General features: G+C 70.7%; 24 protein-coding genes. 10 read left to right on the top strand and 14 right to left on the bottom strand.

What is annotated here, in order from left to right:
• Positions 1-8 precede the first annotated feature (8 nt).
• Positions 9-1,058, top strand: a complete 1,050-nt coding sequence (locus N7L95_RS16285) for a septal ring lytic transglycosylase RlpA family protein (RefSeq protein WP_301256307.1) — start codon at positions 9-11, stop codon at positions 1,056-1,058.
• Between the two features lie 18 nt (positions 1,059-1,076).
• Here the strand turns inward: N7L95_RS16285 and rsmI are convergent, their stop codons facing one another.
• The gene (gene rsmI, locus N7L95_RS16280) at positions 1,077-1,985 is read right to left on the bottom strand and encodes a 16S rRNA (cytidine(1402)-2'-O)-methyltransferase (RefSeq protein ID WP_301260167.1); all 909 of its coding nucleotides are present in this window, start codon (positions 1,983-1,985) and stop codon (positions 1,077-1,079) included.
• Between rsmI and N7L95_RS16275 the strand changes: the two genes are divergently transcribed.
• The 3 genes from N7L95_RS16275 (at position 1,984) to N7L95_RS16265 (ending at position 3,682) form a co-directional block, all read left to right on the top strand.
• On the top strand, positions 1,984-2,355 hold the full coding sequence (locus N7L95_RS16275) for a YraN family protein (RefSeq protein WP_301256306.1): 372 nt from the start codon (positions 1,984-1,986) through the stop codon (positions 2,353-2,355). The two genes, rsmI and N7L95_RS16275, sit on opposite strands and share 2 nt — an antisense overlap.
• A 65-nt stretch (positions 2,356-2,420) precedes the next feature.
• A complete protein-coding gene (locus tag N7L95_RS16270; protein WP_301260166.1) occupies positions 2,421-3,017 on the top strand; it encodes a phosphoheptose isomerase in 597 nt (198 codons plus the stop codon).
• On the top strand, positions 3,014-3,682 hold the full coding sequence (locus tag N7L95_RS16265) for a BON domain-containing protein (protein WP_301256305.1): 669 nt from the start codon (positions 3,014-3,016) through the stop codon (positions 3,680-3,682). The genes N7L95_RS16270 and N7L95_RS16265 overlap by 4 nt, the downstream gene beginning before the upstream one ends.
• 103 nt (positions 3,683-3,785) lie before the next feature.
• Here N7L95_RS16265 and N7L95_RS16260 read toward each other — a convergent pair whose 3' ends face one another.
• The 4 genes from N7L95_RS16260 to N7L95_RS16245 all read right to left on the bottom strand — a co-directional run bounded on the left by N7L95_RS16260 (position 3,786) and on the right by N7L95_RS16245 (position 7,688).
• The gene (locus N7L95_RS16260; protein WP_301256304.1) at positions 3,786-4,679 is read right to left on the bottom strand and encodes an NAD(P)-dependent oxidoreductase; all 894 of its coding nucleotides are present in this window, start codon (positions 4,677-4,679) and stop codon (positions 3,786-3,788) included.
• 77 nt (positions 4,680-4,756) lie between these two features.
• A complete protein-coding gene (locus N7L95_RS16255; RefSeq protein ID WP_301256303.1) occupies positions 4,757-5,893 on the bottom strand; it encodes a PilT/PilU family type 4a pilus ATPase in 1,137 nt (378 codons plus the stop codon).
• 73 nt (positions 5,894-5,966) lie between these two features.
• The gene (locus tag N7L95_RS16250; RefSeq protein WP_301256302.1) at positions 5,967-6,614 is read right to left on the bottom strand and encodes a cyclic nucleotide-binding domain-containing protein; all 648 of its coding nucleotides are present in this window, start codon (positions 6,612-6,614) and stop codon (positions 5,967-5,969) included.
• 30 nt (positions 6,615-6,644) lie between these two features.
• On the bottom strand, positions 6,645-7,688 hold the full coding sequence (locus N7L95_RS16245; protein ID WP_301256301.1) for a type IV pilus twitching motility protein PilT: 1,044 nt from the start codon (positions 7,686-7,688) through the stop codon (positions 6,645-6,647).
• A gap of 53 nt (positions 7,689-7,741) precedes the next feature.
• Between N7L95_RS16245 and N7L95_RS16240 the strand changes: the two genes are divergently transcribed.
• On the top strand, positions 7,742-8,443 hold the full coding sequence (locus tag N7L95_RS16240) for a YggS family pyridoxal phosphate-dependent enzyme (RefSeq protein WP_301256300.1): 702 nt from the start codon (positions 7,742-7,744) through the stop codon (positions 8,441-8,443).
• A 54-nt stretch (positions 8,444-8,497) separates the two neighbouring features.
• Here N7L95_RS16240 and N7L95_RS16235 read toward each other — a convergent pair whose 3' ends face one another.
• Entirely contained in the window at positions 8,498-8,980 is a 483-nt protein-coding gene (locus tag N7L95_RS16235) for an Lrp/AsnC ligand binding domain-containing protein (RefSeq protein ID WP_301256299.1), read from the bottom strand.
• A gap of 97 nt (positions 8,981-9,077) precedes the next feature.
• On the opposite strand from N7L95_RS16235, the gene N7L95_RS16230 reads away from it, so the two are divergent.
• Together N7L95_RS16230 and proC are read left to right on the top strand one after the other, a co-directional pair.
• Positions 9,078-12,089: an L-glutamate gamma-semialdehyde dehydrogenase gene (locus N7L95_RS16230; RefSeq protein WP_301256298.1), complete on the top strand. Its 3,012-nt coding sequence runs from the start codon at positions 9,078-9,080 to the stop codon at positions 12,087-12,089.
• 70 nt (positions 12,090-12,159) lie between these two features.
• Complete coding sequence (gene proC / locus N7L95_RS16225; RefSeq protein WP_301256297.1) at positions 12,160-12,978, top strand: pyrroline-5-carboxylate reductase; 819 nt, start codon at positions 12,160-12,162, stop codon at positions 12,976-12,978.
• A 140-nt stretch (positions 12,979-13,118) separates the two neighbouring features.
• On the opposite strand, the gene N7L95_RS16220 is transcribed toward proC, so the two are convergent.
• The 5 genes from N7L95_RS16220 to N7L95_RS16200 form a co-directional block, all read right to left on the bottom strand.
• Positions 13,119-13,283 carry a PEP-CTERM sorting domain-containing protein gene (locus N7L95_RS16220; protein WP_301256296.1) on the bottom strand — a complete coding sequence of 55 codons (165 nt, stop codon included), beginning with the start codon at positions 13,281-13,283 and terminating at the stop codon, positions 13,119-13,121.
• Positions 13,284-13,492: 209 nt separating this feature from the next.
• Positions 13,493-14,359: a 4-hydroxybenzoate octaprenyltransferase gene (gene ubiA / locus N7L95_RS16215; protein ID WP_301256295.1), complete on the bottom strand. Its 867-nt coding sequence runs from the start codon at positions 14,357-14,359 to the stop codon at positions 13,493-13,495.
• Positions 14,360-14,392: 33 nt separating this feature from the next.
• Positions 14,393-15,736 carry a reverse transcriptase family protein gene (locus N7L95_RS16210; protein ID WP_301256294.1) on the bottom strand — a complete coding sequence of 448 codons (1,344 nt, stop codon included), beginning with the start codon at positions 15,734-15,736 and terminating at the stop codon, positions 14,393-14,395.
• A 212-nt stretch (positions 15,737-15,948) separates the two neighbouring features.
• Positions 15,949-16,464, bottom strand: coding sequence for a Dps family protein (locus tag N7L95_RS16205; protein ID WP_301256293.1), 516 nt, complete (start codon positions 16,462-16,464; stop codon positions 15,949-15,951).
• Positions 16,465-16,524: 60 nt separating this feature from the next.
• The gene (locus N7L95_RS16200; protein ID WP_301256292.1) at positions 16,525-17,445 is read right to left on the bottom strand and encodes a LysR substrate-binding domain-containing protein; all 921 of its coding nucleotides are present in this window, start codon (positions 17,443-17,445) and stop codon (positions 16,525-16,527) included.
• Positions 17,446-17,679: 234 nt separating this feature from the next.
• Between N7L95_RS16200 and N7L95_RS16195 the strand changes: the two genes are divergently transcribed.
• A complete protein-coding gene (locus tag N7L95_RS16195; RefSeq protein WP_301256291.1) occupies positions 17,680-18,240 on the top strand; it encodes a hypothetical protein in 561 nt (186 codons plus the stop codon).
• 91 nt (positions 18,241-18,331) lie between these two features.
• On the opposite strand, the gene recG is transcribed toward N7L95_RS16195, so the two are convergent.
• Positions 18,332-20,437: an ATP-dependent DNA helicase RecG gene (gene recG / locus N7L95_RS16190; protein WP_301256290.1), complete on the bottom strand. Its 2,106-nt coding sequence runs from the start codon at positions 20,435-20,437 to the stop codon at positions 18,332-18,334.
• Between the two features lie 59 nt (positions 20,438-20,496).
• Here recG and queA point away from each other — a divergent pair, with 59 nt between their 5' ends.
• A complete protein-coding gene (queA, locus tag N7L95_RS16185; protein ID WP_301256289.1) occupies positions 20,497-21,534 on the top strand; it encodes a tRNA preQ1(34) S-adenosylmethionine ribosyltransferase-isomerase QueA in 1,038 nt (345 codons plus the stop codon).
• Positions 21,535-21,605: 71 nt separating this feature from the next.
• Here queA and N7L95_RS16180 read toward each other — a convergent pair whose 3' ends face one another.
• A complete protein-coding gene (locus N7L95_RS16180; protein ID WP_301256288.1) occupies positions 21,606-21,824 on the bottom strand; it encodes an AbrB/MazE/SpoVT family DNA-binding domain-containing protein in 219 nt (72 codons plus the stop codon).
• Positions 21,825-21,925: 101 nt separating this feature from the next.
• Between N7L95_RS16180 and tgt the strand changes: the two genes are divergently transcribed.
• Entirely contained in the window at positions 21,926-23,098 is a 1,173-nt protein-coding gene (gene tgt / locus N7L95_RS16175) for a tRNA guanosine(34) transglycosylase Tgt (protein ID WP_301256287.1), read from the top strand.
• A gap of 103 nt (positions 23,099-23,201) precedes the next feature.
• Here tgt and N7L95_RS16170 read toward each other — a convergent pair whose 3' ends face one another.
• A complete protein-coding gene (locus N7L95_RS16170; protein ID WP_301256286.1) occupies positions 23,202-24,044 on the bottom strand; it encodes a 23S rRNA (adenine(2030)-N(6))-methyltransferase RlmJ in 843 nt (280 codons plus the stop codon).
• Positions 24,045-24,130: the final 86 nt, after the last annotated feature.

The raw sequence follows: 24,130 nt of genomic DNA, 5'->3' as shown, positions 1-24,130 counted from the left end.
CTCGCGCCATGTCTGATTCGCCTGTTTTCCCGCCGCGCCGGCTGTGCCGGCTCGCCTCCGCACTGGCGGCGGCCACCCTGCTCGCCCTGGTCGGCTGCGCTTCCGGCCCCGGCCCGTCGAAGCGGCCGGCCAGTGCGCCGGGTGCCGACGGCCCCGGCGACAACGTCCCGCCCGGCCTGGCCAACCTGCCGGATGCCGAGCCCCGCGTCGAGCCGCTGGCCCGCGCCGCGAACCGCCCCTACAGCGTGGCCGGACGCGACTATGTCCCGGTGGTCGAGGACCGGCCCTACCGCGAGCGAGGCATCGCCTCCTGGTACGGCCGCAAGTTCCACGGCCGCCGCACCTCCAGCGGCGAGGTCTACGACATGTACGCGATGTCGGCCGCCCACCCGACCTTGCCGATACCCAGCTATGCGCGGGTGCGGCATGTGGCCTCCGGACGCGAGGTGGTGGTCCGCATCAACGACCGCGGCCCCTTCCACAGCAAGCGCATCATCGATGTCAGCTACGCGGCCGCGCTGAAGCTCGGTTTCCTGAAACGTGGCAGTGCCGAAGTGGAGGTGGAGCGCCTCACGCACGGCGAGATCCGTGCCGGCACCTGGCGCCGCGAGGCCCCGCCGGATGCGACCACGGTCGCCCGCAGCGAGCCGGTCGCGGCCGATCCACCGGCGCCTCCCCCGGCGGAGCCGCCCGCGGCCGCTCCGCCCGTAGCGCCCGCGGCCGCACCGGCCCCCCAGGCTGCGGCCGTGGTGGAGAACGCAACGCCCGCCCCCGTGGTGGCGAGTGCCACCACGACGGGCCCGGGACCGGGCGAAGCCGCGCCGACGGGCTTCTGGGTGCAGCTGGGGGTGTTCCGGCAACGCTCGGGTGCCGAGAGCTTCCATCGCCGCGTCAGCGGCGAACTGGACTGGCTCAAGCCGGTCCTGGGCATCTTCGAGGACACCGCGCTGTTCCGGCTGCAAGCCGGCCCGTACCCGACACGCGCCGAAGCCGCCAGCACCGCCCTGCGGCTGCAGGACGCCTTGAAGCTGGTGCCGATGGTGGTCGAGCGGCGTTGAGGCGTCAGCCGCCCTGGCTCAATCGCCCGCCTGCTGGCGCAGCGCCAGCGCGCGCTCGTAGAGGGCATTGCGCGGCGCGCCGGTGAGTTGCGCCGCCAGCGCCACGGCCTGCTTCAGCGGCAAGGCCTCGACCAGCGCGACCAGCACCGGCTCGGCCTGGGCCAGCGCATCGGCGGCCGGCGCATCCTGCGCATGCAGCACCAGCACGAACTCGCCGCGGCGCCGGTTGGCATCCTCGGCGAGCCAGGCGGGCAGTGCGCTGGCGAGCAGGGTATCGACCTGCTCGAACTGCTTGGTCAGCTCGCGGCACACCGTCAGCCGGCGCTCGCCGCAGGCGGCCGCCAGTGCGCGGGCCAGGGCTTCGATGCGGTGCGGCGCCTCGAACAGCACCTGTGCCTCAACACGCCCCGCCACGGCCTGCAGGGCCTGCTCGAGCTCGCGGGCCTTGCTTGGCAGGAAGCCGACGAAGCAGAAGCCGCCCGGCTGCGGGTCGCCGGCCACGCACAGCGCCGCGGTGGCGCTGCTGACGCCGGGCACCGGCACCGCGCGGTAGCCGCCGGCACGCGCGGCTGCGACCAGGCGCGCGCCGGGGTCCGACACGGCCGGCGTGCCGGCGTCGCTGACGTAGGCCACCCGCTCCCCGGCCGCCAGGCGCGCAAGCACCGCCTGGGCCGCCTCGCGTTCGTTGTGCTCATGCACCGCGAGCAGGGGCCGCTCCAGGCCGTAGTGGCGCAGCAGGGCGGCGGTGTGGCGGGTGTCTTCGCAGGCCACCGCATCACACAGGCCTAGCACATGCAGGGCGCGCAGCGTGATGTCGGCCAGGTTGCCGATCGGGGTGGCGACCACGTAGAGCGCGCCGGAGGGATACTGCTGCGCGCCGGCGGCCTGTGCGGCAGCCTGCAGCAACAAGGACGATGAGGCCTCGATGGTCACGACGGATCAACGCTCGGGTGAGAGGGGGGAGGATCGCGCGCTGGCCTTCTTGCAGCGGGCGGGCTTGACGCTGGTGCAGCGCAATTATCGCGTTGCCGGCGGCCCCGGCCGCCCGGCCGGCGAAGTGGACCTGATCCTGCGCAGCGGCGACGGCACGCTGGTGTTCGTCGAGGTGCGGCAGCGGCGCAATGCCCGCCATGGCGGGGCCGCCGCCAGCGTCGGGCCGGCCAAGCAGCGCCGCCTGGTGCTGGCGGCCCGCCATTTCCTGTTGCGGCTGCCGGCGCCACCGCCCTGCCGCTTCGACGTGGTGGCCATCGACGGCGAGCGGCTCCAGTGGTTGCAGGCCGCCTTCATGGCCGAGTGATCCCGCCGCGCCGGAACCGCCGCGCAGCGCGGGAGTCACTCACGGGTGACTTATCATCGGCAGCCATGCTCGAACAACGCATCCAACAACAGTTTTTCGAAAGCGCCGACCTCAAATACCAGTCGGCCGACCTGCTCGCGCGCCCCATCGCGGACGCGACGCAGGCCGTGCTGGGCTGCCTGACCGCCGGCGGCAAGGTGCTGATTTGCGGCAACGGCGGTTCGGCCAGCGATGCACAGCACTTCGCGGCCGAATTCGTCGGGCGCTTCGAGCGGGAGCGGCCCGGCCTGCCGGCCATCGCGCTGACCACCGACACCTCGATCCTGACGGCGGTCGGCAACGACTATGACTTCGGACAGGTGTTCTCCAAGCAGGTGCAGGCCCTCGGCCAGCCCGGCGACGTGCTGTTCGCGCTGTCGACCAGCGGCAATTCCGCCAACGTGCTGGCCGCCGTGCAGGCGGCGCACGACAAGGAGATGACGGTGGTGGCCCTGACCGGCCGCGGCGGCGGCCGCATGAAGGAATTGCTGGCCGAGACCGACGTGCACATCTGCGTGCCGCACGAGCGCACCGCCCGCATCCAGGAAGTCCACATCCTGGCGCTGCACTGTCTGTGCGACGCCATCGACACCCAATTGCTCGGAGAGCAGGACCACGCATGACGATCGATGTTTTCAAGCGGCCCCTTCTGGTCGGCCTGGCCGCGGCCTCCCTGCTGACCGCCCTGCCCGGCTGCGCCCCCCTGCTGGTCGGCGGTGCGATGGTGGGCGGCGTGATGCTGGCGATCGACCGCCGCACCTCGGGCACCCAGATCGAAGACCAGGCGATCGAGCTGAAGGCGGTCAACCGCATCCGCGAGGCGATGGGCGAGCGTGTCCATATCAACGCCAACAGCTACAACCGCATGGTGCTGCTCACCGGCGAGGCGCCCACCGAGCAGGACCGCCAGGCCATCGAGCAGGCGGTCTCCGGCATCGAGAACGTGCGCTCCATCGTCAACGAGATCGCGGTGACCGCCAAGAGCTCGCTCAGCTCGCGCTCCAGCGACGTGATCCTGGCCGGCAAGGTGAAGGCCACCTTCGTTGACGCGCGCGACCTGCAGGCCAATGCCTTCAAGGTGGTGACCGAGCGCGGCACTGTCTACCTGATGGGCCGCGTCACCGAACGCGAAGCCGCCCGCGCCTCCGACCTGGCACGCAGTGTCGGCGGCGTGATGAAGGTGGTGAAGGTCTTCGAGACCATCAGCGAAGACGAGCTGGCCGGCATCGTGAAGCGCACCTCGCCCAACGCCGGCAACGGCTCGACCCAGGGCGGCACCGCGCAATAGGCGGTCGCGCCCAGCGCGGCGCGCCCAAAAAAAAGGCTCCCCCGGGAGCCTTTTTGCCGTCTGGCGGTGCTGCACCGGGGAAGGGGCGGCCGCTGCAGGGGGGTCAGCGCAGGCGCCGGACCAGGCTGGAGGTGTCCCAGCGGCCGCCGCCCTGGGCCTGCACCTCGGCATAGAACTGGTCCACCAGGGCCGTCACCGGCAGGCGCGCGCCGTTGCGGCGGGCCTCGTCCAGGCACAGGCCCAGGTCCTTGCGCATCCAGTCCACCGCAAAGCCGAAGTCGAAGCGGTCCTGCACCATCGTCGGGCCACGATGGTCGAGCTGCCAGCTCTGGGCGGCCCCCTTGCCGATGACGGCCAGCACCGCCTCCATGTCCAGCCCGGCCTTCTGGCCGAAGGCCACCGCCTCGCTCAGGCCCTGCAGCAGGCCGGCGATGCAGATCTGGTTGACCATCTTCGCCAGCTGGCCGGCGCCGCTCTCGCCCAGCAGGGTGACCGCCTTGGCAAAGGCCATCGCGACCGGCTGCATGCGGGCAAAGGCCGCCGCGTCGCCGCCGCACATCACGGTCAGCACGCCGTTGACGGCACCCAGATTGCCGCCGGAGACGGGCGCGTCGATGAACTGCAGGCCACGCGAGACCGCCAGGCCGCTCAGCTCGCGTGCCACGTCGGCGGAGGCGGTGGTGTGGTCGACGAACACCGCTCCCTCCGACATGCCGGCGAAAGCGCCCTGCTCGCCCAGCACGACGCTGCGCAGGTCGTCGTCATTGCCGACGCAGGCAAACACCAGGTCGGCGCCGCGCGCCGCCTCGGCCGGTGTCGCCGCCAGGCGGCCACCGTACTGCTGCACCCATTGCTCGGCCTTGGCCGCGCTGCGGTTGTAGACCGTCACCTGGTGGCCCGCCTGGGCCAGGTGGCCGGCCATCGGGTGGCCCATCACCCCCAGGCCGAGGAAGGCGACACGGTGGGGCGCGATGGGGTCGTAGCTCTTCTTGTTCATGGCAGTCCTTGGAACGAGGGGGCCGGCCCCGGGGCCACCGGGGCCCGGGGTGCGGCGGCGGCAGGGGAAGCGGCCGCTCAGACGATGGTCAGGTGCTCGGTGCCGGCCGCCAGGTCGGAGCTGCGGGCGCGGTTGCTGTTGAGCTTGATCTGCAGGCGCAGGTCGTTGACCGAGTCGGCATTGCGCAGCGCGTCCTCGTAGGTGACGGCATTGCCTTCGTAGAGGTCGAACAGCGACTGGTCGAAGGTCTGCATGCCCAGCTCGCGGCTCTTCTTCATGATCTCCTTGATCTCGGCGACCTCGCCCTTGAAGATCAGCTCGGAGATCAGCGGCGTGTTGAGCATGATCTCGACCGCGGCCACCCGGCCCTTGCCCTCCTGGCGCGGCAGCAGCCGCTGCGAGATCATGGACTTGAGGTTGAGCGACAAGTCCATCAGCAGCTGCGCGCGCCGCTCCTCCGGGAAGAAGTTGATGATGCGGTCGAGCGCCTGGTTGGCGCTGTTGGCGTGCAGCGTGGCCATGCACAGGTGGCCGGTCTCGGCGAAGGCCACCGCGTGCTCCATCGTCTCGCGGTCGCGGATCTCGCCCATCAGGATCACGTCGGGCGCCTGGCGCAGCGTGTTCTTCAGGGCCTGGCCCCAGCCGTCGGTGTCCAGGCCCACCTCGCGCTGGGTGACGATGCAGTTCTTGTGCGGATGCACGAACTCCACCGGGTCCTCGATGGTGATGATGTGGCCGTAGGAGTTCTCGTTGCGGTAGTCCACCATCGCCGCCAGCGTGGTCGACTTGCCCGAGCCGGTGGCGCCCACCAGGATGACCAGGCCGCGCTTGGTCATCGTGATTTCCTTGAGCACCTGGGGCAGGCCCATGGTGTCGATGTCGGGCAGCGTCTGCGGGATCACCCGCATCACCAGGCCCACATGGCCCTGCTGCACGAAGGCGTTGACGCGGAAGCGCCCGATGCCTTGCGGCGCCACCGCGAAGTTGCACTCCTTGGTGCGCTCGAACTCGGCCGCCTGCTTGTCGTTCATGATGGAACGCGCCAGGGCCAGCGTGTGCTGCCCGGTCAGCGGCTGCGGCGACACCTTGGTCACGCGCCCGTCCACCTTGATGGCCGGCGGAAATTCGGCGGTCAGGAAGAGGTCGGACCCGTTGCGGCTGACCATCAGTCGCAGCAGGTCGTTGATGAATTTGGAAGCCTGGTCTCTTTCCATGCGTCGGTCCGGTTGAAGGAGAGCGAGAGCGGAGAGGATCTCGAGAAGAACTGTAAGCGAAGCGCCGCGCTGCTCAGCCGCGCGAAAGCACCGCGCTGAGCCGCGCACTCACCTGCCGCAGGCGCAACGACAGGCGGCGCGCCAGCGAGGCGAGCAGCGCCAGCCCGAGGCGCGGCTCCTGCATGATCATGGCGTCGAGCCCCTGGGCATCGACCACCGCCAGCACGCAGGGCGTCAGCGTGGTGCAGGCCGAGAAGCGCGAGCCGGCGTCCAGCAGCGACATCTCGCCCAGCATGTCGCCCGGGCGCGCCTCGGCCAGCCGCACGCGGCCGCCCCAGGGCTGCACGCGGTCCACGGCCAGGGTGCCGGCCAGCACGATGAGCATGTAGTCGCCCTGCTCGTCCTGGCCGATCACTTCCTGGCCGGCGTCGATCTCGACAAAGTCGAGGTAGGTGCTCATGCGCACCAGCTCCTCGCTGCCGAGGGCGGCGACATAGCGGTCCACCCCCCACAGCGCGGCAAAGCGCTCGGCACCGTCGGTGCGGTCGTGCGCCCGGGCACCGATCTGCTGGGCACGGCTCTGCCAGCTGGTGAGCGCCTGGCTGTCGTCCAGGCGCTCCTGGAAGATGGTGGAGAAGAAGCCGGTGTCCTCGTCGGCCGCCGGCTCCGCGTCCGCGCCGGGTGCCTGCCGTGGCCTGGAGGGGTCGCTGGGTCGGTTCATGGCATGGGCGGGGCTGGGCGGAGGCAGGCCTCAGCCGGGGAAGTTCTCCGGGAACTTCGCCTTGGCGCGGGCCTCGGCCGGGGAGATGATGTTGCGCCGGACCAGGTCTGACAGGTTCTGGTCCAGCGTCTGCATGCCCATGTTGTTGCCGGTCTGGATGGCCGAGTACATCTGGGCGATCTTGTTCTCGCGGATCAGGTTGCGCACCGCGGAAGTGCCGAGCATGACCTCGTGCGCCGCGACGCGGCCGGAGCCGTCCTTCAGCTTGCACAGGGTCTGCGAGATGATGGCGACGACCGATTCCGACAACATCGCGCGCACCATGTCCTTCTCGGCCGCCGGGAAGACGTCGACCACCCGGTCGATGGTCTTGGCGGCGCTCGAGGTGTGCAGGGTGCCGAACACCAGGTGGCCGGTCTCGGCGGCGGTGAGCGCCAGGCGGATGGTTTCCAGGTCGCGCATTTCGCCGACCAGGATGGCGTCCGGATCTTCCCGCAGGGCCGAGCGCAGCGCGTTGCTGAAGCTCAGCGTGTGGGGGCCGACCTCGCGCTGGTTGACCAGGCACTTCTTCGACTCGTGCACGAACTCGATCGGGTCTTCGACCGTCAGCACGTGGCCGTATTCGCTTTCGTTGAGGTGGTTCACCATCGCCGCCAGCGTGGTGGACTTGCCCGAGCCGGTGGGCCCGGTCACCAACACCAGGCCGCGCGGCTTGAGCGCCAGCTCGGCGAAGATCTTGGGCGCGTTGAGCTGCTCCAGCGTCAGGATCTTCGAGGGAATGGTCCGGAACACGGCGCCGGCGCCGCGGTTCTGGTTGAAGGCGTTGACGCGAAAGCGCGCCAGGCCCTGGATCTCGAACGAGAAGTCGCACTCCAGCGTTTCTTCATACGCCTTGCGCTGCGAGTCGTTCATGATGTCGTACACCATGTCGTGCACTTGCTTGTGCTCCAACGGGTCGACATTGATGCGGCGCACATCCCCGTGGACACGGATCATCGGCGGCAGCCCGGCCGACAAGTGCAGGTCGGAGGCTTTGTTCTTGACCGAAAAAGCCAGCAGCTGGGTGATGTCCATGGAGATTCTGAGGGGGGCCCAAAGGGCGTTCGAGGGGTTAAGCTCGCGCCATTATGGCGACGATTGCAGCGAACATACAACAAGTCGAAGACCGCATCCGTGCGGCTTGCAAGCAGGCCGGGCGGGACGTGCAAAGCGTCACGTTGCTGACGGTGAGCAAGACCTTCCCCGCCGAGGCGGTGCGTGAAGCGGTGCACGCCGGGCAGCACCGCTTCGGCGAGAACTACGTCCAGGAAGCCATCGAGAAGATGCAGGCGCTCGCCGACCTGCGTCCGCAGCTGCAGTGGCACCTGATCGGCCCGTTGCAGAGCAACAAGACGCGGGTGGTGGCCGAGCACTTTGACTGGGTGCACTCGGTCGACCGCCTGAAGATCGCCGAGCGCCTGTCGGCACAGCGACCGCCGGGGCTGCCACCGCTGCAGGTCTGCCTGCAGGTCAACATCAGCGGTGAAGCGAGCAAGAGCGGCCTGCTGCCGGACGAGGTGGCCCCGGTCGCCCGGGCGGTGGCGGCCCTGCCGCAGCTTCGCCTGCGCGGCCTGATGGCCATTCCCGAACCCGCCGAGGACCTGGAGCGCCAGCGCCAACCGCACCGGGCGCTGCGGTGCCTGCTGGAGCAGCTGCAGGCCGACGGCCTGGCGCTCGACACGCTCTCGATGGGCATGACGGCCGACCTGGAAGCCGCGGTGCTCGAAGGCGCGACCATGGTGCGCGTGGGCACCGCCATCTTCGGCACGCGGCCGCGGCCGGCGGGCTGAGGGACGGCGCCCTTCCTTCCCGCCCTGCGCTCCCCGCCCCGGGGGCCTGCGGCCTCAGATCGGCAGCAGGTTGGTGTTCTTCACCTCTTCCATCACCGCGTAGGTGTGGGTTTCCCGCACGCCGGGCAGCGACCAGATGACCGAGCCGATCAGCTCCCGGTAGGCCTGCATGTCGGCCACCCGGGTCTTGATGAGGTAGTCGAAGCCGCCGGCCACCAGGTGGCATTCCAGGATCTCGGGGCGGGTCTGCACCGCCGCCTTGAAGGCATTCATCACGTCGGGCGTGGTGCGATCGAGCACCACCTCGACGAACACCATCATGCTGGCGCTGAGCTTGAGCGGATTGAGGCGGGCCTCGTAGCCGAGGATGTAGCCCTCGCGCGTCAGGCGCTTGACGCGTTCGAGCACGGCGGTGGGCGAGAGGTGCACCGCCTCGGCCAGCTTGAGGTTGGCAATGCGGCCGTCCTGCTGCAGCACGCGCAGGATCTTGCGATCGATCTTGTCCAGCTCGTTGAATTCGACCGACCCGTTTTTCATGCTTGATTTTCCTCTGTCGCCCACCTTCTCATTGGCGAAAGATGCTAGGCCGTTGCTCATAACCTAGCAAGTTATGCAAAACCCTGAGGCATAAACGATGTCTACCCCTGCCCGCTTCACTGTTCCCGCCTCCACCATGCGCCTGCCGGCGCCGTACCGACCCGAGGCGGAGGTGGTGAAGTCGCTGCTCAGCCGCCCGCCCGTGATGTGGGATCAGGTGAAAGCCACCGCCGCGCCGTGGGTGCAGGCGGTGCGTGAGCGCCCCGCGCCTTTCTGGGCGATGGAATCGCTGCTCAAGGAATATCCGCTGTCCACCACCGAGGGCCTGGCCCTGATGCGCCTGGCCGAGGCCCTGCTGCGGGTGCCCGATGTCGAGACCGCGATGGCGCTCACCGCCGACCAGCTGGGCCGCGCCGACTTCGACAAGCCGGGCGCCAGCCAGCACCCGATGTTGTCCAACCTGTCGGCCAGCGTGATCGGGCTGACCAAGAAGATCCTGCCCAGCGACGGGCAGAAGCAGCCGGGCATGCTGCAGCGCCTGGGCGCCCAGACGGTGGTGGCCGCCGCCGTGCGGGCATTGCAGCTGCTGGGCCGGCAGTTCGTGCTGGGCCGCAACATCGACGAGGCACAGAAGGAAGCCCAGTCGCAGCGCCGCGAGCAGCCCACGCTGTGCTTCAGCTTCGACATGCTGGGCGAAGGCGCCCGCACCGAGCGCGATGCCGAGCGCTACCTGGCCTCCTACCGCCATGCCATCGAGCAGATCAGCCGGCAGCGCCCCAAGGGCGCCAAGCCCGAGACCAGCGACGGCATCTCGATCAAGCTCAGCGCCCTGTTCTCGCGCTACGAGGAAGCGCAGCGCGAACGGGTCTTCGAGACGCTGCTACCGCGCGTGTGGTCGCTCATCGAGCCGGCCGCGGCGGCCGACCTGAACCTGACCATCGACGCCGAGGAGAGCGACCGCCTGGAGCTGTCGCTCGACATCCTCGACGCACTGGCTGCCCGCATTGCCCAGCACTACCCGCAATGGCAGGGCTTCGGCCTGGCGGTGCAGGCCTATCAGACCCGCTCGCTGGAAGTGGTGCACGAGGTCGCCCGCATCGCCAAGCAGCATGGCCTGCGCTTCATGGTGCGGCTGGTCAAGGGCGCCTACTGGGACGGCGAGATCAAGCGCGCCCAGGAAATGGGCCTGCCCGGCTACCCGGTGTTCACCCACAAGTCGCACACCGACCTGGCCTACCTGGCCTGTGCCCAGGCGCTGCTGGAACATGCGCCGCACATCTACCCGCAGTTCGCGACGCACAACGCCGGCACCATCGCCGCCATCCTCGGCATGGCGCGGGCCCGGCCGGTGCCGTTCGAGATGCAGCGCCTGCACGGCATGGGTGACAGCCTGTACCGCGAGGTGCTCAAGCGCGAGCAGATCACGCTGCGTGTCTACGCGCCGGTGGGCGAGCACCGCGACCTGCTGGCCTACCTGGTGCGCCGCCTGCTCGAGAACGGTGCCAACTCCTCCTTCGTGCACCAGCTGGGCGACGAGAGCGTGAACATCGACGCGCTGCTGCTGTCGCCGCTGCAGCTGCAGACCGCCTCGCCGCTGCCGATGCCGCTGGACCTCTACGGCCCGGCCCGGCCCAACTCGCGCGGTGCCGACCTGGCCGTGCCGACCGAGCGGGCCGCCCTGTTCTCGGCCATTGCCGCCACCCCGGTGCCGCACGTGCCGATGGCCGAGCCGGCGCAGGTCGAGGCGGCCATGCAGCGCCTGCAGGCCGGCTACCCTGGCTGGGACGCGCTGCCGGTGGCCGAACGCGCGGCGGTGCTGCGTCGTGCGGGCGATGCGCTGGAAGCGCGCATGCCCGAGTTCTGCGCCCTGCTGGTCAGCGAGGCCCACAAGGTGATGGCAGACGCCATCTCCGAGGTGCGCGAGGCGGTCGACTTCTGCCGCTACTACGCCATGCAGGCCGAGCAGCGCCTGGCCCCGCTGCCGCTGCCCGGGCCCACCGGCGAGTCCAACGAGCTGCACATGCGCGGCCGCGGCGTGTTCGTCTGCATCAGCCCCTGGAACTTCCCGCTGGCCATCTTCGCCGGCCAGGTGGTGGCGGCCCTGGTGGGCGGCAACACGGTGGCCGCCAAGCCGGCCGAGCAGACGCCGGGCGTGGCCCAGCGCTTCGTCGAGCTGCTGCACGAGGCCGGCGTGCCGCGCGATGCCCTGGTGCTGCTGCACGGGCCCGGCGAGACGGTGGGCGCCGCCCTGGTGGGCGACCCGCGCTGCGCCGGCGTGGCCTTCACCGGCTCGACCCAGGTGGCCAAGCTGATCCAGCGCTCGCTGGCAGCCAAGGACGGCCCCATCGTCCCGCTGATCGCCGAGACCGGCGGCATCAATGCGATGGTGGTCGACTCCACCGCGCTGCCCGAGCAGGTGGTCGACGCGGTGGTGCAGAGCGCCTTCCGCTCGGCCGGCCAGCGGTGCTCGGCGCTGCGCCTGCTGTGCGTGCATGAGCGGGTGGCCGACGGCGTGCTGGAGATGCTCGCCGGTGCGATGCAGGAGCTGACGCTCGGCGACACCGCCCAGTGGCACACCGACGTGGGCCCGGTGATCGACGCCGAGGCGCACGAGAACATCGGCCGGCAGGTGCTGCGCCTGGACCATGAAGCGAAGCTGATCGCGCGCACGCCGGTGCCGGCCGGGCTGGCCGGCCACTTCATCGCGCCGGTGGCGTATGAGCTGCCGCGCATCGCCGATGTGCGCCAGGAGATCTTCGGCCCGGTGCTGCATGTGGTGCGCTGGGGCGATGCCGAGCTGCCGACGGTGGACGCGGTGGTGGCGCAGATCAACGCGCTCGGCTACGGCCTGACGCTCGGCGTGCAGACCCGCATCGACGGCCGGGCCCGCCACATTGCCGAGCGCGCCCATGTGGGCAACGTCTACGTCAACCGCAACATGATCGGCGCGGTGGTGGGCGTGCAACCCTTCGGCGGCGAAGGCCTCAGCGGCACCGGCCCCAAGGCCGGCGGCCCCAACTACCTGCCGCGCTTCTGCGCCGAGCAGACGGTGACCATCAACACCGCGGCCGCAGGCGGCAACGCCTCGCTGCTGGCCGGCGGCCACTGAGGCCGGCCGCACCGGCCCGCGGCGCCCCGGGGCCGCGGGCCGGTGCGCATCCTTTCCGTACACTGCGGGCATGAACCGAACCGACAAGATCGCCTTCATCGGCGGCGGCAACATGGCCTCCGCCATCATCGGGGGCCTGCGCAGCAGCGGCCATCCGGCCGATGCCCTGATCGTGGTGGAGCCCCATGCCGAGCAGCGCCAGCGCCTGGGCGCCGAGCACGGCGTGAGCGCGCTGGCCGCGCCCGGCCCGGCGCTGGCGCAGGCCACCACCGTGGTGTGGGCCGTCAAGCCACAGCTGTTCAAGGAAGCCGCCGCGCCCTGCCGCGCGCATGTCGCCGGCGCGCTGCAGCTCAGCGTGATGGCCGGCATCCGCAGCGACGCGATCGCCGCGGCCAGCGGCAGCGAGCGTGTCGTGCGCGCCATGCCCAACACGCCGGCGCTGATCGGCCGCGGCATCTCGGGCCTCTATGCCCGAGACAGCGTGACGCCAGCCGAGCGCGATGCGGTGGACCACCTGCTGGCCCCCACCGGCCGCACCCTGTGGGTGGACGCCGAGGCCGACCTGGACGCCGTGACCGCGCTGTCCGGCTCGGGCCCGGCCTACGTGTTCTATTTCATCGAGGCGATGATGGCGGCCGCCCAGGCCATGGGCCTGCGTGCCGAGCAAGGCCGGCAGCTGGCGCTGGCCACCTTCGGTGGCGCCACCGAGCTGGCACTGCGCTCGGACGACCCGCCCGAGGTGCTGCGCGAGCGGGTCACCTCCAAGGGCGGCACCACCCATGCCGCGATCACCGCGATGGAGCAGGCCGGCCTGCAGGCGGCCTTCGTGCAGGCCATGCAGGCCGCGCAGCAACGCGCCCGCGAGCTGGGCGACGAGTTCGGCCGCTGACGGGCCGGCCTGCCGCCATGCCCCGCGAGCCAGGGGCGGCCCGCCAAGAGCGGCGCGCCCGGCCCCCGCTTGGCGTCGGGGGCAAGGCGAGCCGGCAGCACCGGGGGGTGCCGCATGACAGCGTTATGTGATCGATTCTTTCAGTCCGAGCCGGGCTCGCAGCGCCTGGACAGCACCAGCACCATCAACAGCCCGGCCAACAGCAGGGCAAAGGTCTCAGGCTCCGGCACGCTGGAGACGGCGGCCCACAGGCCGCCCACACCGACTGTCGTGCCCGCCAGCTTGAGCACGGGTTGCCACATCATGTTGCGCTCCTGAATCGGGTTGAGGCCCGGGGCTTACCGCAAGGGCCGGGCCAGCTTTTTCTCCCCAAAGAGAAGCGGATTGCTGGCAGGCGACGATCAAAAGCAGCCGGTGAGCAGCCGCTGACGAGGCACCGATGGCAATGATGGCCGGCGGCCCTGCGGATTCGAGCCACCGCCCTGGTGCAAACGCCACATCGAAGTGCAGTGTTTCAACCCCAGGCCAGGCCCGCCGCGATGCCAGCCGCCACCGCCAGGCCCAGCCAGTGGTTCTCGCGGAAGGCGCGGAAGCAGCCCTCGCGGCCGCGGTCGCGGATCAGCGTGTAGTGCCAGGCCACCTGCACCGCGGCGGCCGCCAGGCCGAGCGCACAGGGCCAGCCGAGGCCCAGCTGCCAGCCCACGCCGCCCCACACCGCCAGGTAGGCCGCGTAAAGCGCCATCACGGCGGCCACGTCGTGGCGGCCGAAGGTGATGGCCGAGGTGCGGATGCCGATCTTCAGGTCGTCGTCGCGGTCCACCATCGCGTATTCGGTGTCGTAGGCCACCACCCAGCAGAGGTTGCCCAGCAGCAGCAGCCAGGCGAGCGCCGGCACCTCGCCCTGCACCGCCGCGAAGGCCATCGGGATGCCGAAGCTGAAGGCCACCCCCAGCACCGCCTGCGGCATCGAGAAGAAGCGCTTCGTGTAGGGATAGAGCAGCGTCACGCCCAGTGCGGCGAACGACCACAGCACCGTGGCGCGGTTGGTCGTCAGTACCAGCAGGAAGGCCAGCAGCGCGAGCGCGGCGCCAAAGGCCAGCGCCTCGGTGCTGCGCAGCGCGCCGCTGGTGACCGGGCGCTGCGCGGTGCGCTTCACATGCCGGTCGAACTCGCGGTCGGCCACGTCGTTGACGGCACAGCCGGCCGAGCGCATCAGGAAGGTGCCGAGGGTGAACACCGCCAGCAGGTGCCAGCCCGGGAAGCCGCCGGCGGCGATCCACAGCGCTGCCAGGGTGGGCCACAGCAGCAGCAGGGTGCCGACCGGCTTGTCCCAGCGGATCAGCTGCAGGTAGAGCGGAAGCTTGAGGCGAAGGGCTGTCATGGCGAGAGTGTAGAGAGAAGCCGGGTGCCGTCCTCAGCGGTTCCAGTCGATGCGCTCGTACAGCCGGGCCAGGCGCGCGGCCTTGGCGGCATTGAGCTGGGTGGCCCAGCCCAGTCGGCCCTGCAGGTGCTCGCGCAGCGTGCTGCCCGCCGGCAGCGCCAGCTGCACCGCGGACGGCCCGCTCACCATGCAGCGGTGCAGCACCGCCTTGAGGCGGTCGAATTCCTCGCGCGGCAGGTTGCACCGCTGGTTGACGACGATGCCGCAGACCCGCTGCTGCCGGTGTGCCGGCGCTACATGCGTCTTGCGGTGGTTGAGGCGGAAGCCCTGCTCCAGCGCGATGGCAGCCACCCGGGCCTCGATGCGGCGGGCGTGCTTCAGCAAGGCCGGCGGGCCGGACAGCACCAGGTCGTCGGCATAGCGGGTGTAGCGGGCGCCGAAAGCCTCGGCCAGCGCGGCCAGCCGCAGGTCGAGGCCGAAGGCGCAGAGGTTGGCCAGCGCCGGCGAGGTCGGCGCGCCCTGCGGCAAGTGGGCGTCGCGCAGGCGCTGCGCCTGCGGCCAGCCCAGGCCACCCTCCTCGCGCAGGCGCTGCAGCACCGGCTCCGGGGTGGCCACCGTGCACAGGGCGGTCAGGGCGCGGGCCACCGGCAGCGGATGGCCCAGCGTGGACCACAGCGCATGCACCCGCGAGGCGCTCACGCTGGTGAAGAAGTCCTGCAGGTCGAAGCGCAGCAGCACCGCCTGGCCCCGGTGGGCCTCGGCATGGCTGCGCGCCGAACGGCCGGCCACGTAGCCGTGCACCGCTTCGTGCACCGGCACGCGGGCCAGCAGGCCGTCCAGCAGGCGACGCTGCACGGCTTTCAGGTGGGGATGCGGGGCCTCGATCAGGCGCATCCCGCCGCTGGCCTTCTCGCAAGGGGCGAAGCGGTAGTGCTGCTCGCCCAGCGGCCGCCGGCGCTGCCAGGCGGCGGGCAGGCAGAGCCGCCACAGCCCGGCGCGCGACAGCTCCAGCCAGGCAGCCAGCTCACCGGGCGTGGCCAGGGCCGGCAGGCCGAGCCCGTCCAGGCCCAGCGGCGCCGGCCGCCCCGCATACACCGGTCGCAGCAGGTAGCGCCGCACGAAGGGCGGGTGCCGATCGCCCTGTACCGACAGGAAGACGGCGTCCTGCCGCAGCCAGGCCGCCAGCGTGTCGAGGTCGTGCCGCTGCCAGCGGCCGGGCGTCCAGCCGCCCAGTTGCTGCGACAGTGCGTCCAGCCAGGCCGGCGGAGCGTCGATGCAGGCCGCCAGGCGGGCGCGCAAGGACGGCGCCTGCCGCTCGCCGGCAAGCGCGGTGCGCGCCACGGCGCGGGCCAGGAGGTCGATGGGGCGTCGCTTCACGGGACTCGGGGAATCAGGTGCGTACCGCCCGCCAACCTGCCGGTGATGCGTGAGCCGTGCGGCACCTGCGCCGTCCCGCTCACGCCCCGGAGAGACAAGTTCTGGAATGACCGCGGGGAGGCCCCGCGGCGCGAGGTCGGTCTGCACCTTCCGCGCTGGCACCCTTGGCGGGCGGCCGCGGCGGCATCATAGCGGCGCGGGCCGGCCGCGGCTCACTCTTCGAGCAGGCTGCGCAGCATCCAGGCGGTCTTCTCGTGCACGTCCAGGCGCTGGGTCAGCAGGTCGGCCGAGGGCTCGTCGGAGGCCTTCTCCACCAGCGGGTAGAGGCCGCGCGCGGTGCGCGCCACGCCTTCGTGGCCCTGCACCAGGATGCGGATCATCTCGTCGGCCTTGGGCGGCTGGCTCGGCGCGTCGCCCAGCGAGCTGAGCGCCTCGTAGTCCTTGTAGGAGCCGGCCGCGGTGTGGCCCAGTGCGCGGATGCGCTCGGCGATCGGGTCGACCGCGTTCCACAGCTCGGTGTACTGCTCCATGAACATGGTGTGCAGGGTGTTGAACATCGGGCCGGTGACGTTCCAGTGGAAGTTGTGGGTCGTCAGGTAGAGCGTGAAGGTGTCGGCCAGCAGCTTGTTCAGGCCGTCGGCGATCGCCGCGCGGTCTTCCTCGCCGATGCCGATGTTGACCGGCAGCACGGAGGACGGGGTCTTGCTTTTAAGCTTGTTTTTTGCCATGGGTCGGATCTCCGGTTGGGAAGGAACGGACTTGAAGGAGCGGCCGGCACGGCCCACCGCTCAGGACAGTTTCTGCACACCCCTGAGTTCGCAGGCGTAGATCGCATTGCGCAGTGCGGCGATGGCCTCGTAGCGGGTGAAGGTGCGGCGCCAGGCCAGCACCACCCGGCGGGTGGGCACGGGATCGCGGAAGGGGACGTAGGCGACATGGGCCTGCGGCTCACTCGGCACGCTCAGCTGTGGCACCACGGTGATGCCCATGCCCGAGGCCACCATGTGCTTGATGGTTTCCAGCGAGGAACCTTCGAAGCTCTTGCGGATGCCTTCGGCATCACTGGAGAAGCGGGCGAACTCGGGGCAGACCTCCAGCACATGGTCACGGAAGCAATGGCCGGTACCCAGCAGCAACATGGTCTCGCGCTTGACCTCCTCGGAGGACACGCTCTCGCGCTTGGCCAGCGCGTGCTGGCGCGGCACCGCCACCATGAAGGGCTCGTCGTACAGCGGGGCGATGGCCAGGCCGGTGTCGGGGAAGGGCTCGGCCATCACCGCGCAGTCGAGCTCGCCGGTGCGCAGCATCTCCAGCAGCTTGACGGTGAAGTTCTCCTGCAGCATGAGCGGCATCTGGGGCACCTGCTCGATGGTCTGCTTCACCAGGTCGGGCAGCAGGTAGGGACCGATCGTGTAGATGATGCCCAGCCGCAGCGGCCCGGCCAGCGGGTCCTTGCCGCGCTTGGCGATCTCCTTGATCGCGGCGGCCTCGTCGAGCACCGCCTGGGCCTGGCGCACGATGTCCTCGCCCAGGGCGGTCACGCTGACCTCGCTGGCGCCGCGCTCGAAGATCTTCACGTCCAGCTCGTCTTCGAGCTTCTTGATGGCGACGCTGAGGGTGGGCTGGGAGACGAAGCAGGCCTCGGCGGCGCGGCCGAAATGTCTCTCTCGGGCCACCGCCACGATGTAGCGCAGTTCGGTCAGTGTCATCGAAGGTCTCCGGTACAGCCACCCATCGGGGTCACCAAGCAAAAAACTATCGCAACCATAACCTGATTGTGCGCCTGATGTGTGCCCGTCAGGGTCGGCCCGGCTTGCGGGACGGTATTACCCGCGGTATCCGCCGGTATTGCCGGCCGACACCGGTGCAGGCCGGCCTTGCCGTGGCGGGCTGGCGGCCGGCACAGTGGGCCTGCGGCATGTGCCGCCTACCGAGAGAACCGCATGTCTGAACATTCGCTGCCGGCGCGCATGGCCCGCCGTCTCCCGGGCGCCCTGGCGGCCCTGGGCCTGACGGCGACCCTGGCCGGCTGCTACGTGGTGCCCATCGATCCCCGCACCGGCCAGCCGGTGCCCACCCCGGCCGGCCGCGACGGCGGCCCGACGGCCGCCCCCACGGTTGCGCAGCAGCCGCCGGTGCCCGCCGTGCTGCAGGCCCGGCTCTACCCGATCAACCCGCAGGCCAGCCGCGCCGGGATGCTGGTGGCCACCGTGGTGGACCAGCACGGTGGCCGCGGCAGCCTGAGCGTCAGCTACCAGGGCGACCTGCTGCAGGGCGACGCGACGCGCGTCGGCGCCAGCTACCCCGCCTTCGGCCAGTTGCACGACGAGGTGCTCGGCAGCAGTGCCCAGCGCAGCTACAGCGGGCAGCGCGGCATCGCCAACGTCTATGGCGCCAAGGGCGTGAGCGCGCGCTGCGAATACCTGATGACCGCCGCCGAACGCGGCACCGGTGTCTGCCTGTTCAGCGACGGCGCGAAGTACCAGATGCACTTCGGGTCCTGACGCCCTCGCCGGGGCGTCGCACCCGGCCTGCCGCCGCCCGTGGCACGACGCCGCTGGCCGGCGCCCCGGCCCGCTAGCGCCGCGGCCTGCTTCAGGCCTTGAGGTATTCCGCCTTCCCGCCCAGCCAGCGGGCCACATGCGCAGCCGCGGCCTCGGGATGGCGGTCCAGCATCAGCCCGGCGGCGTGCCGCGCCTGGCGGACCAGCGCGATGTCTTCCTCGAGGTTGGCGAAGCGCAGCAGCGGTGCGCCCGACTGGCGGGCGCCCATGAATTCGCCGGGGCCGCGGATCTCGAGGTCGCGCCGGGCGATCTCGAAGCCGTCGTTGGTCTCGGCCATGGCCTTCAGCCGCGACTTGCCGGTGTCCGACAGCGGCGAGGTGTAGAGCAGCACGCAGACGCTGGCCACCGCGCCGCGCCCGACCCGTCCGCGCAGCTGGTGCAGCTGGCTCAGGCCGAAGCGCTCGGCATGCTCGATCACCATCAGGCTGGCGTTGGGCACGTCCACGCCCACCTCGATGACGGTGGTTGCGACCAGCACCGCCATCTGCCCGCCCGAGAAAAGCGACATCACCGCCGCCTTCTCGGCCGCCGGCATGCGTCCATGCAGCAGGCCCACCATGTGGCCGGCCAGCGCCTCGCTGAGCTGCTCGTGGGTGGCGGTGGCGTTCTGCAGGTCGAGCTTCTCCGACTCCTCGATCAGCGGGCAGACCCAGTAGACCTGCCGGCCCTGGGCGACTTCGTCGCGGATGCGCTCGACCACCGCCTCGCGCTTGGCGTCCGAGAACACCTTGGTGACGATGGGCGTGCGCCCGGGCGGCAGCTCGTCGATGGTGGAGACCTCCAGGTCGGCGTAGTAGGTCATGGCCAGCGTGCGCGGGATGGGCGTGGCGCTCATCATCAGCAGGTGTGGCTCCAGCGGCCCGCCCTCGTCCTCGATGCGCCGTGCCTCCGCCTGCATCTTGCTGCGCAGCGCCAACCGCTGCGCCACGCCGAAGCGGTGCTGCTCGTCGATGACGGCCAGCGCGAGCCGGTGGAACTCCACCTGCTCCTGGATCACCGCATGGGTGCCCACCACCAGCTGCGCCTCGCCGCTGGCCACGCGGGCCAGCATCTCCTTGCGTGCCTTGCCCTTCTGGCTGCCGGTGAGCCAGGCCACCTCGATGCCCAGCGGCTGCAGCCAGCCCACCAGCTTGCGAAAGTGCTGCTCGGCCAGGATCTCGGTGGGCGCCATCAGCGCGCACTGCCAGCCCGCGCCCATGGCGACCGCCGCCGCCATGGCGGCGACCACCGTCTTGCCCGAGCCGACGTCGCCCTGCAGCAGGCGGTGCATGGGCTGCGGCCGCTGCAGGTCGAGCGCGATCTCCTCCACCACGCGGCGCTGCGCGTCGGTGAGGCGAAACGGCAGGGCCGCCAGCAGCTGCTCGTGCAGCCCGCCCTGCGCCAGCGGCAGCGCCGGCGCCCGCAGCAGCGCGCGCTCGCGCTGGGCCTGCAGCTGCGACAGCTGCTGGGCCAGCAGTTCCTCGAACTTCAGCCGCTGCCAGGCCGGATGGCTGCGATCTTCCAGCGTCAGCACCGAGGTGGACGGCGGCGGGTGGTGCAGGAAGTGCAGCGCCTGCTGCAGCGAGGGCAGGCCGTCAGGCAGCAGCTCGGCAGGCAGGATCTCGTCGAGCCGCGCGCGGGCCAGGCCCGAGGCCACCGCCTTGCGCAGGTAGGCCTGCGGCAGGTTGGCCGAGGCGGGGTAGACCGGCGTCAGCGATGCCGCCAGCGGCGTGTCCTCGGTCACCGCCTTGAAGGTGGGGTGCACCATCTCACGGCCCAGGAAGCCGCCGCGCAGCTCGCCGCGCACGCGCACGCGCTGGCCGGCAGCCAGCGTCTTCTGGTGCGAGGGATAGAAGCTGAAGAAGCGCAGGTTGACCGTGTCGGTGCCATCGTCCAGCACCACCACCAGCTGGCGGCGCGGGCGCAGGCTGATCTGGCTGTCGACCACCACCCCCTCCACCTGCACCGTCTGCCCGTGGCGGGCCTCGCGCAGCGGGGTCAGGCGGGTCTCGTCCTCGTAGCGCAGCGGCAGGTGCAGCGCGAGGTCGATGTCGCGCTCCAGGCCCATCTTCTCCATCGCCTTCTGCGGCATGGACTTCTCGCGCCTGGCGGGGGCGGAGGGGGGGGCGGAGGCGGGGGAAGCGGCGGCCGTCGGCATGGGGGACAATTCTGCCCTTGCTTTCAACCGGCACGGGTCTGTCCGGCCCTCGTTTCTCCATGTCTCGCGCTTTCACCCTGAGCGACTTCGACTTCGCTCTGCCGCCCGAACTGATCGCCCAGCATCCTGCCGCCGAACGCAGCGCCTCGCGCCTGCTGGACGGCCGCCAGGAACCGCCCGCCGACCGCGTGTTCCGCGACCTGCCCGGGCTGCTGCAGCCCGGCGACCTGCTGGTCTTCAACGACACCCGCGTCATCAAGGCCCGGCTGCTCGGCCGCAAGGCCAGCGGCGGCAGCGTCGAGGCGTTGGTGGAGCGGGTGCTGCCCGGCCACGAGGTGCTGGCCCACCTGCGCGCCAGCAAGTCGCCCAAGCCAGGCAGCACCGTGCGCTTTGCCGACGCCTTCGATGCCGAGGTGCTGGGCCGCGGCGGCCCGGACGGTGGCCTGTTCCACCTGCGCCTGCCAGGCGATCCGCTGGCCCTGCTGGCGGCCCATGGCCATGTGCCCTTGCCGCCCTACATCACCCACTCCGATTCGGCCGAGGACGAGCGACGCTACCAGACCGTGTTCGCCGACAAGCCCGGCGCGGTCGCCGCCCCCACCGCGGCGCTGCATTTCGATGCAGGCGTGCTCCAGGCACTGCGCGAGCGCGGCGTGGGCACCGCGAGCGTGACGCTGCATGTCGGCGCCGGCACCTTCCAGCCGGTGCGCACCGAGAACCTGGCCGAGCACAAGATGCACAGCGAGTGGTTCGAGGTGCCGGCCGCCACGGTGGCCGCCATCGAGCAGGTGCGCCGCGACGGCGCGCGGGTGGTCGCGGTCGGCACCACCACGCTGCGGGCGCTGGAGTCGGCCGCGCTGGGCGGCAGCCTGGCGGCGGGCGCCCGCGAGACCGACATCTTCATCACCCCCGGCTTCGAGTTCCGGGTGGTGGACCGGCTGCTCACCAACTTCCACCTGCCCAAGAGCACGCTGATGATGCTGGTGAGCGCCTTCGCCGGCTACGAGCGGGTGATGTCGCTCTACCGGCATGCCATTGCCGGGCACTACCGGTTCTTCAGCTATGGCGATGCGATGCTGCTGGAGCGTACGGGCTGAGGGCGGCTGGGCAACGCCGGCCCACCGCATGTCACGGTGCCGCCGCACGCAGGCCGAAGGCCGTTGCGCGATCAGCGGGCCAGCGGGCGCAGCACGGCATGGCGCCGCTTCATGATCTGGCGCGCGGCATCCATCTGCGCGTTGAAGGCCGCGGAGCGGGACGACGCGCCCCGGCCGTCCAGGCTGCGGGAGCGATCCGCCGACCCGCCCTGCTCCCTGCGGGCCTGCGCGTCCTGCGGCAGGATCGCAGCCACCGCGGTGCCGATGTGAGTGCGCTTCAGCGTGGTCACGAGGTGTCCTTCCCGCTTCCTTCCATCCACATAGCGAAAGTTACACTAGCCGGCCTCCTGCCCCGCGGCAAGGCCATCCTGCCTTCTTTCACCCGATCCCCATGCCACAGACCTCCGCTGCCCCCCTTTCCCGCGGCCTGCACTTCGAAGTTCTCAAGACCGAGGGCCTGGCGCGCCGCGGCCGCCTGACGCTCAACCGTGGCGTGGTCGAGACGCCGATCTTCATGCCGGTGGGCACCTATGGCACCGTCAAGGGCGTGATGCCGCGCTCGCTGGAGGAGATGGGCGCGCAGATCATCCTGGGCAACACCTTCCACCTGTGGCTGCGCCCGGGGCTGGACGTGATGCGCCAGTTCGGCGGGCTGCACCGCTTCGAGGGCTGGAACAAGCCCATCCTGACCGACAGCGGCGGCTTCCAGGTCTGGAGCCTGGGCGACATGCGCAAGATCTCTGAGGAAGGCGTGAAGTTCGCCTCGCCGGTCAACGGCGACAAGCTGTTCCTCACGCCCGAGGTGAGCATGCAGATCCAGCGCGTGCTCGACAGCGACATCGTCATGCAGTTCGACGAGTGCACGCCCTACATCATGGGCGACAAGGCCAGCGGCCACCTCACCACCGAGAAGGAAGCCCGCTTCTCCATGGAGCTGAGCCTGCGCTGGGCCAAGCGCTGCCAGGTGGAGTTCGAGAAGCTGGCCAACCCGAACGCGCTGTTCGGCATCGTGCAGGGCGGCATGTACACCCACCTGCGCGACGAGTCGCTGGCCGGGCTGGAGGCGCTCGACTTCCCCGGCCTGGCCGTGGGCGGCCTGAGCGTCGGCGAGCCGAAGGCCGAGATGATGCGGGTGCTGGAACACATCGGCCCGCGCCTGCCGGCGCACAAGCCGCACTACCTGATGGGCGTGGGCACGCCCGAGGACCTGATCGACGGCGTGGCCAACGGCATCGACATGTTCGACTGCGTGATGCCCACCCGCAACGCGCGCAACGGCCACCTCTTCACCCGCTACGGTGACCTGCGGCTGCGCAATGCCCGCTACAAGACCGACGAGCGCCCGGTGGACGAGAGCTGCAGCTGCCATACCTGCGCCAACTTCAGCCGCGCCTACCTGCACCACCTGGACCGCTGCGGCGAGATGCTCGGGCCGATGCTGACCAGCATCCACAACCTGCACTTCTACCTGAACCTGATGCGCGAGGTGCGCGAGGCCCTGGACGCCGGGCGCTTCGACGCCTACCGCCGGCAGTTCGCCGCCGATCGCGCACGCGGGGTGTAAAGCGCCGCCAAGGACCGGGCAGGGCCGATCGCCCCGGCCCGAAAGCCGCCGAGGACCGCACGCGCGGCTTGGGAAACAGGCGGGCCCGCCCGGCCAGGGCCGCTCAGGCGGGCAGGTGCTCCAGCAGGAAGTTGGCGCCGTCGTACTGGGCCAGCGCCTCGGTCAGCCAGGGCAGCACGTCGCGCAGCTGGTCGTGCAGCACCCAGGGCGGGTTGATCACGAACATGCCGCTGCCCAGCAGGCCGAAGCCGCGTTCGTCCGGTTGCTGCACCGTCATGCGCACATGCAGCCAGCCCTTGGGCGCGATGGACTTCAGCCGTTGCGGCAGTTGCTGCGAGTCCAGCCGCGGCAGGTGCGGGTACCACACCATCAGCACGCACTCGGCAAAGCGCTTGAGCGCGTCGCGCACCGTGTTCACCACCAGGCCGTAGTCCGCCTTCATCTCGTAGGGCGGGTCCATCAGCACCGCGCCTCGGCGGGAGGGCGGCGGCAGTTGCGACTTCAGGCCGCCGAAGCCGTCGCCGTGGTGCACCTCGGTGTGCGGCTGGCGGCCGAAGTGCTGGGCCAGTAGCTTGATGTCGGTGGGGTGCAGCTCCCACAGGCGCAGCCGGTCCTGCGGCCGCAGCAGCTGCAGCGCCAGCGCCGGCGAGCCGGGATAGTGCTTGAGCGTGCCGCTGGCATTGTGCTGGCGCACCAGCTCGACGTAGTCGGCCACCACCGGCGGCAGGTCGTCGCGCTCCCACAGCCGGGCGATGCCGTTCTCGTACTCGGCGTTCTGCTGCGCATGGCGGCTTTGCAGCTTGTAGGCGCCGGCGCCGGCATGGGTGTCGATCAGCCAGTAAGGCTTGTCCTTTTCGCCCAGGTAGCGCAGGACCTGCACCATCACCAGGTGCTTGAGGACGTCGGCATGGTTGCCCGCGTGGAAGGCATGTCGGTAGGCGAGCATGTTCAGCAAAGTTCAGCGTGCGGCGGCGCCGCACCAAGACCGGACTGTAGCGCCACTCGCCGGCCGTGCCGGTTTTCCCGCGGCAA

This window comes from Eleftheria terrae (genome assembly GCF_030419005.1).
GTDB classification, from domain to species: domain Bacteria; phylum Pseudomonadota; class Gammaproteobacteria; order Burkholderiales; family Burkholderiaceae_C; genus Caldimonas; species Caldimonas terrae.
Note: the sequence above shows the minus strand (reverse complement) of the source record. Positions and strands in the feature narration are given on the sequence as shown.

Coding starts and splice junctions, on each gene's coding strand:
- N7L95_RS16285 (WP_301256307.1), top strand. CDS start 9: ATGTCTGATTCGCCTGTTTTCCCGCCGCGCCGGCTGTGCCGGCTCGCC.
- N7L95_RS16275 (WP_301256306.1), top strand. CDS start 1,984: ATGGTCACGACGGATCAACGCTCGGGTGAGAGGGGGGAGGATCGCGCG.
- N7L95_RS16270 (WP_301260166.1), top strand. CDS start 2,421: ATGCTCGAACAACGCATCCAACAACAGTTTTTCGAAAGCGCCGACCTC.
- N7L95_RS16265 (WP_301256305.1), top strand. CDS start 3,014: ATGACGATCGATGTTTTCAAGCGGCCCCTTCTGGTCGGCCTGGCCGCG.
- N7L95_RS16260 (WP_301256304.1), bottom strand. CDS start 4,679: ATGAACAAGAAGAGCTACGACCCCATCGCGCCCCACCGTGTCGCCTTC.
- N7L95_RS16255 (WP_301256303.1), bottom strand. CDS start 5,893: ATGGAAAGAGACCAGGCTTCCAAATTCATCAACGACCTGCTGCGACTG.
- N7L95_RS16250 (WP_301256302.1), bottom strand. CDS start 6,614: ATGAACCGACCCAGCGACCCCTCCAGGCCACGGCAGGCACCCGGCGCG.
- N7L95_RS16245 (WP_301256301.1), bottom strand. CDS start 7,688: ATGGACATCACCCAGCTGCTGGCTTTTTCGGTCAAGAACAAAGCCTCC.
- N7L95_RS16240 (WP_301256300.1), top strand. CDS start 7,742: ATGGCGACGATTGCAGCGAACATACAACAAGTCGAAGACCGCATCCGT.
- N7L95_RS16235 (WP_301256299.1), bottom strand. CDS start 8,980: ATGAAAAACGGGTCGGTCGAATTCAACGAGCTGGACAAGATCGATCGC.
- N7L95_RS16230 (WP_301256298.1), top strand. CDS start 9,078: ATGTCTACCCCTGCCCGCTTCACTGTTCCCGCCTCCACCATGCGCCTG.
- proC (WP_301256297.1), top strand. CDS start 12,160: ATGAACCGAACCGACAAGATCGCCTTCATCGGCGGCGGCAACATGGCC.
- N7L95_RS16220 (WP_301256296.1), bottom strand. CDS start 13,283: ATGATGTGGCAACCCGTGCTCAAGCTGGCGGGCACGACAGTCGGTGTG.
- ubiA (WP_301256295.1), bottom strand. CDS start 14,359: ATGACAGCCCTTCGCCTCAAGCTTCCGCTCTACCTGCAGCTGATCCGC.
- N7L95_RS16205 (WP_301256293.1), bottom strand. CDS start 16,464: ATGGCAAAAAACAAGCTTAAAAGCAAGACCCCGTCCTCCGTGCTGCCG.
- N7L95_RS16200 (WP_301256292.1), bottom strand. CDS start 17,445: ATGACACTGACCGAACTGCGCTACATCGTGGCGGTGGCCCGAGAGAGA.
- N7L95_RS16195 (WP_301256291.1), top strand. CDS start 17,680: ATGTCTGAACATTCGCTGCCGGCGCGCATGGCCCGCCGTCTCCCGGGC.
- recG (WP_301256290.1), bottom strand. CDS start 20,437: ATGCCGACGGCCGCCGCTTCCCCCGCCTCCGCCCCCCCCTCCGCCCCC.
- queA (WP_301256289.1), top strand. CDS start 20,497: ATGTCTCGCGCTTTCACCCTGAGCGACTTCGACTTCGCTCTGCCGCCC.
- tgt (WP_301256287.1), top strand. CDS start 21,926: ATGCCACAGACCTCCGCTGCCCCCCTTTCCCGCGGCCTGCACTTCGAA.
- N7L95_RS16170 (WP_301256286.1), bottom strand. CDS start 24,044: ATGCTCGCCTACCGACATGCCTTCCACGCGGGCAACCATGCCGACGTC.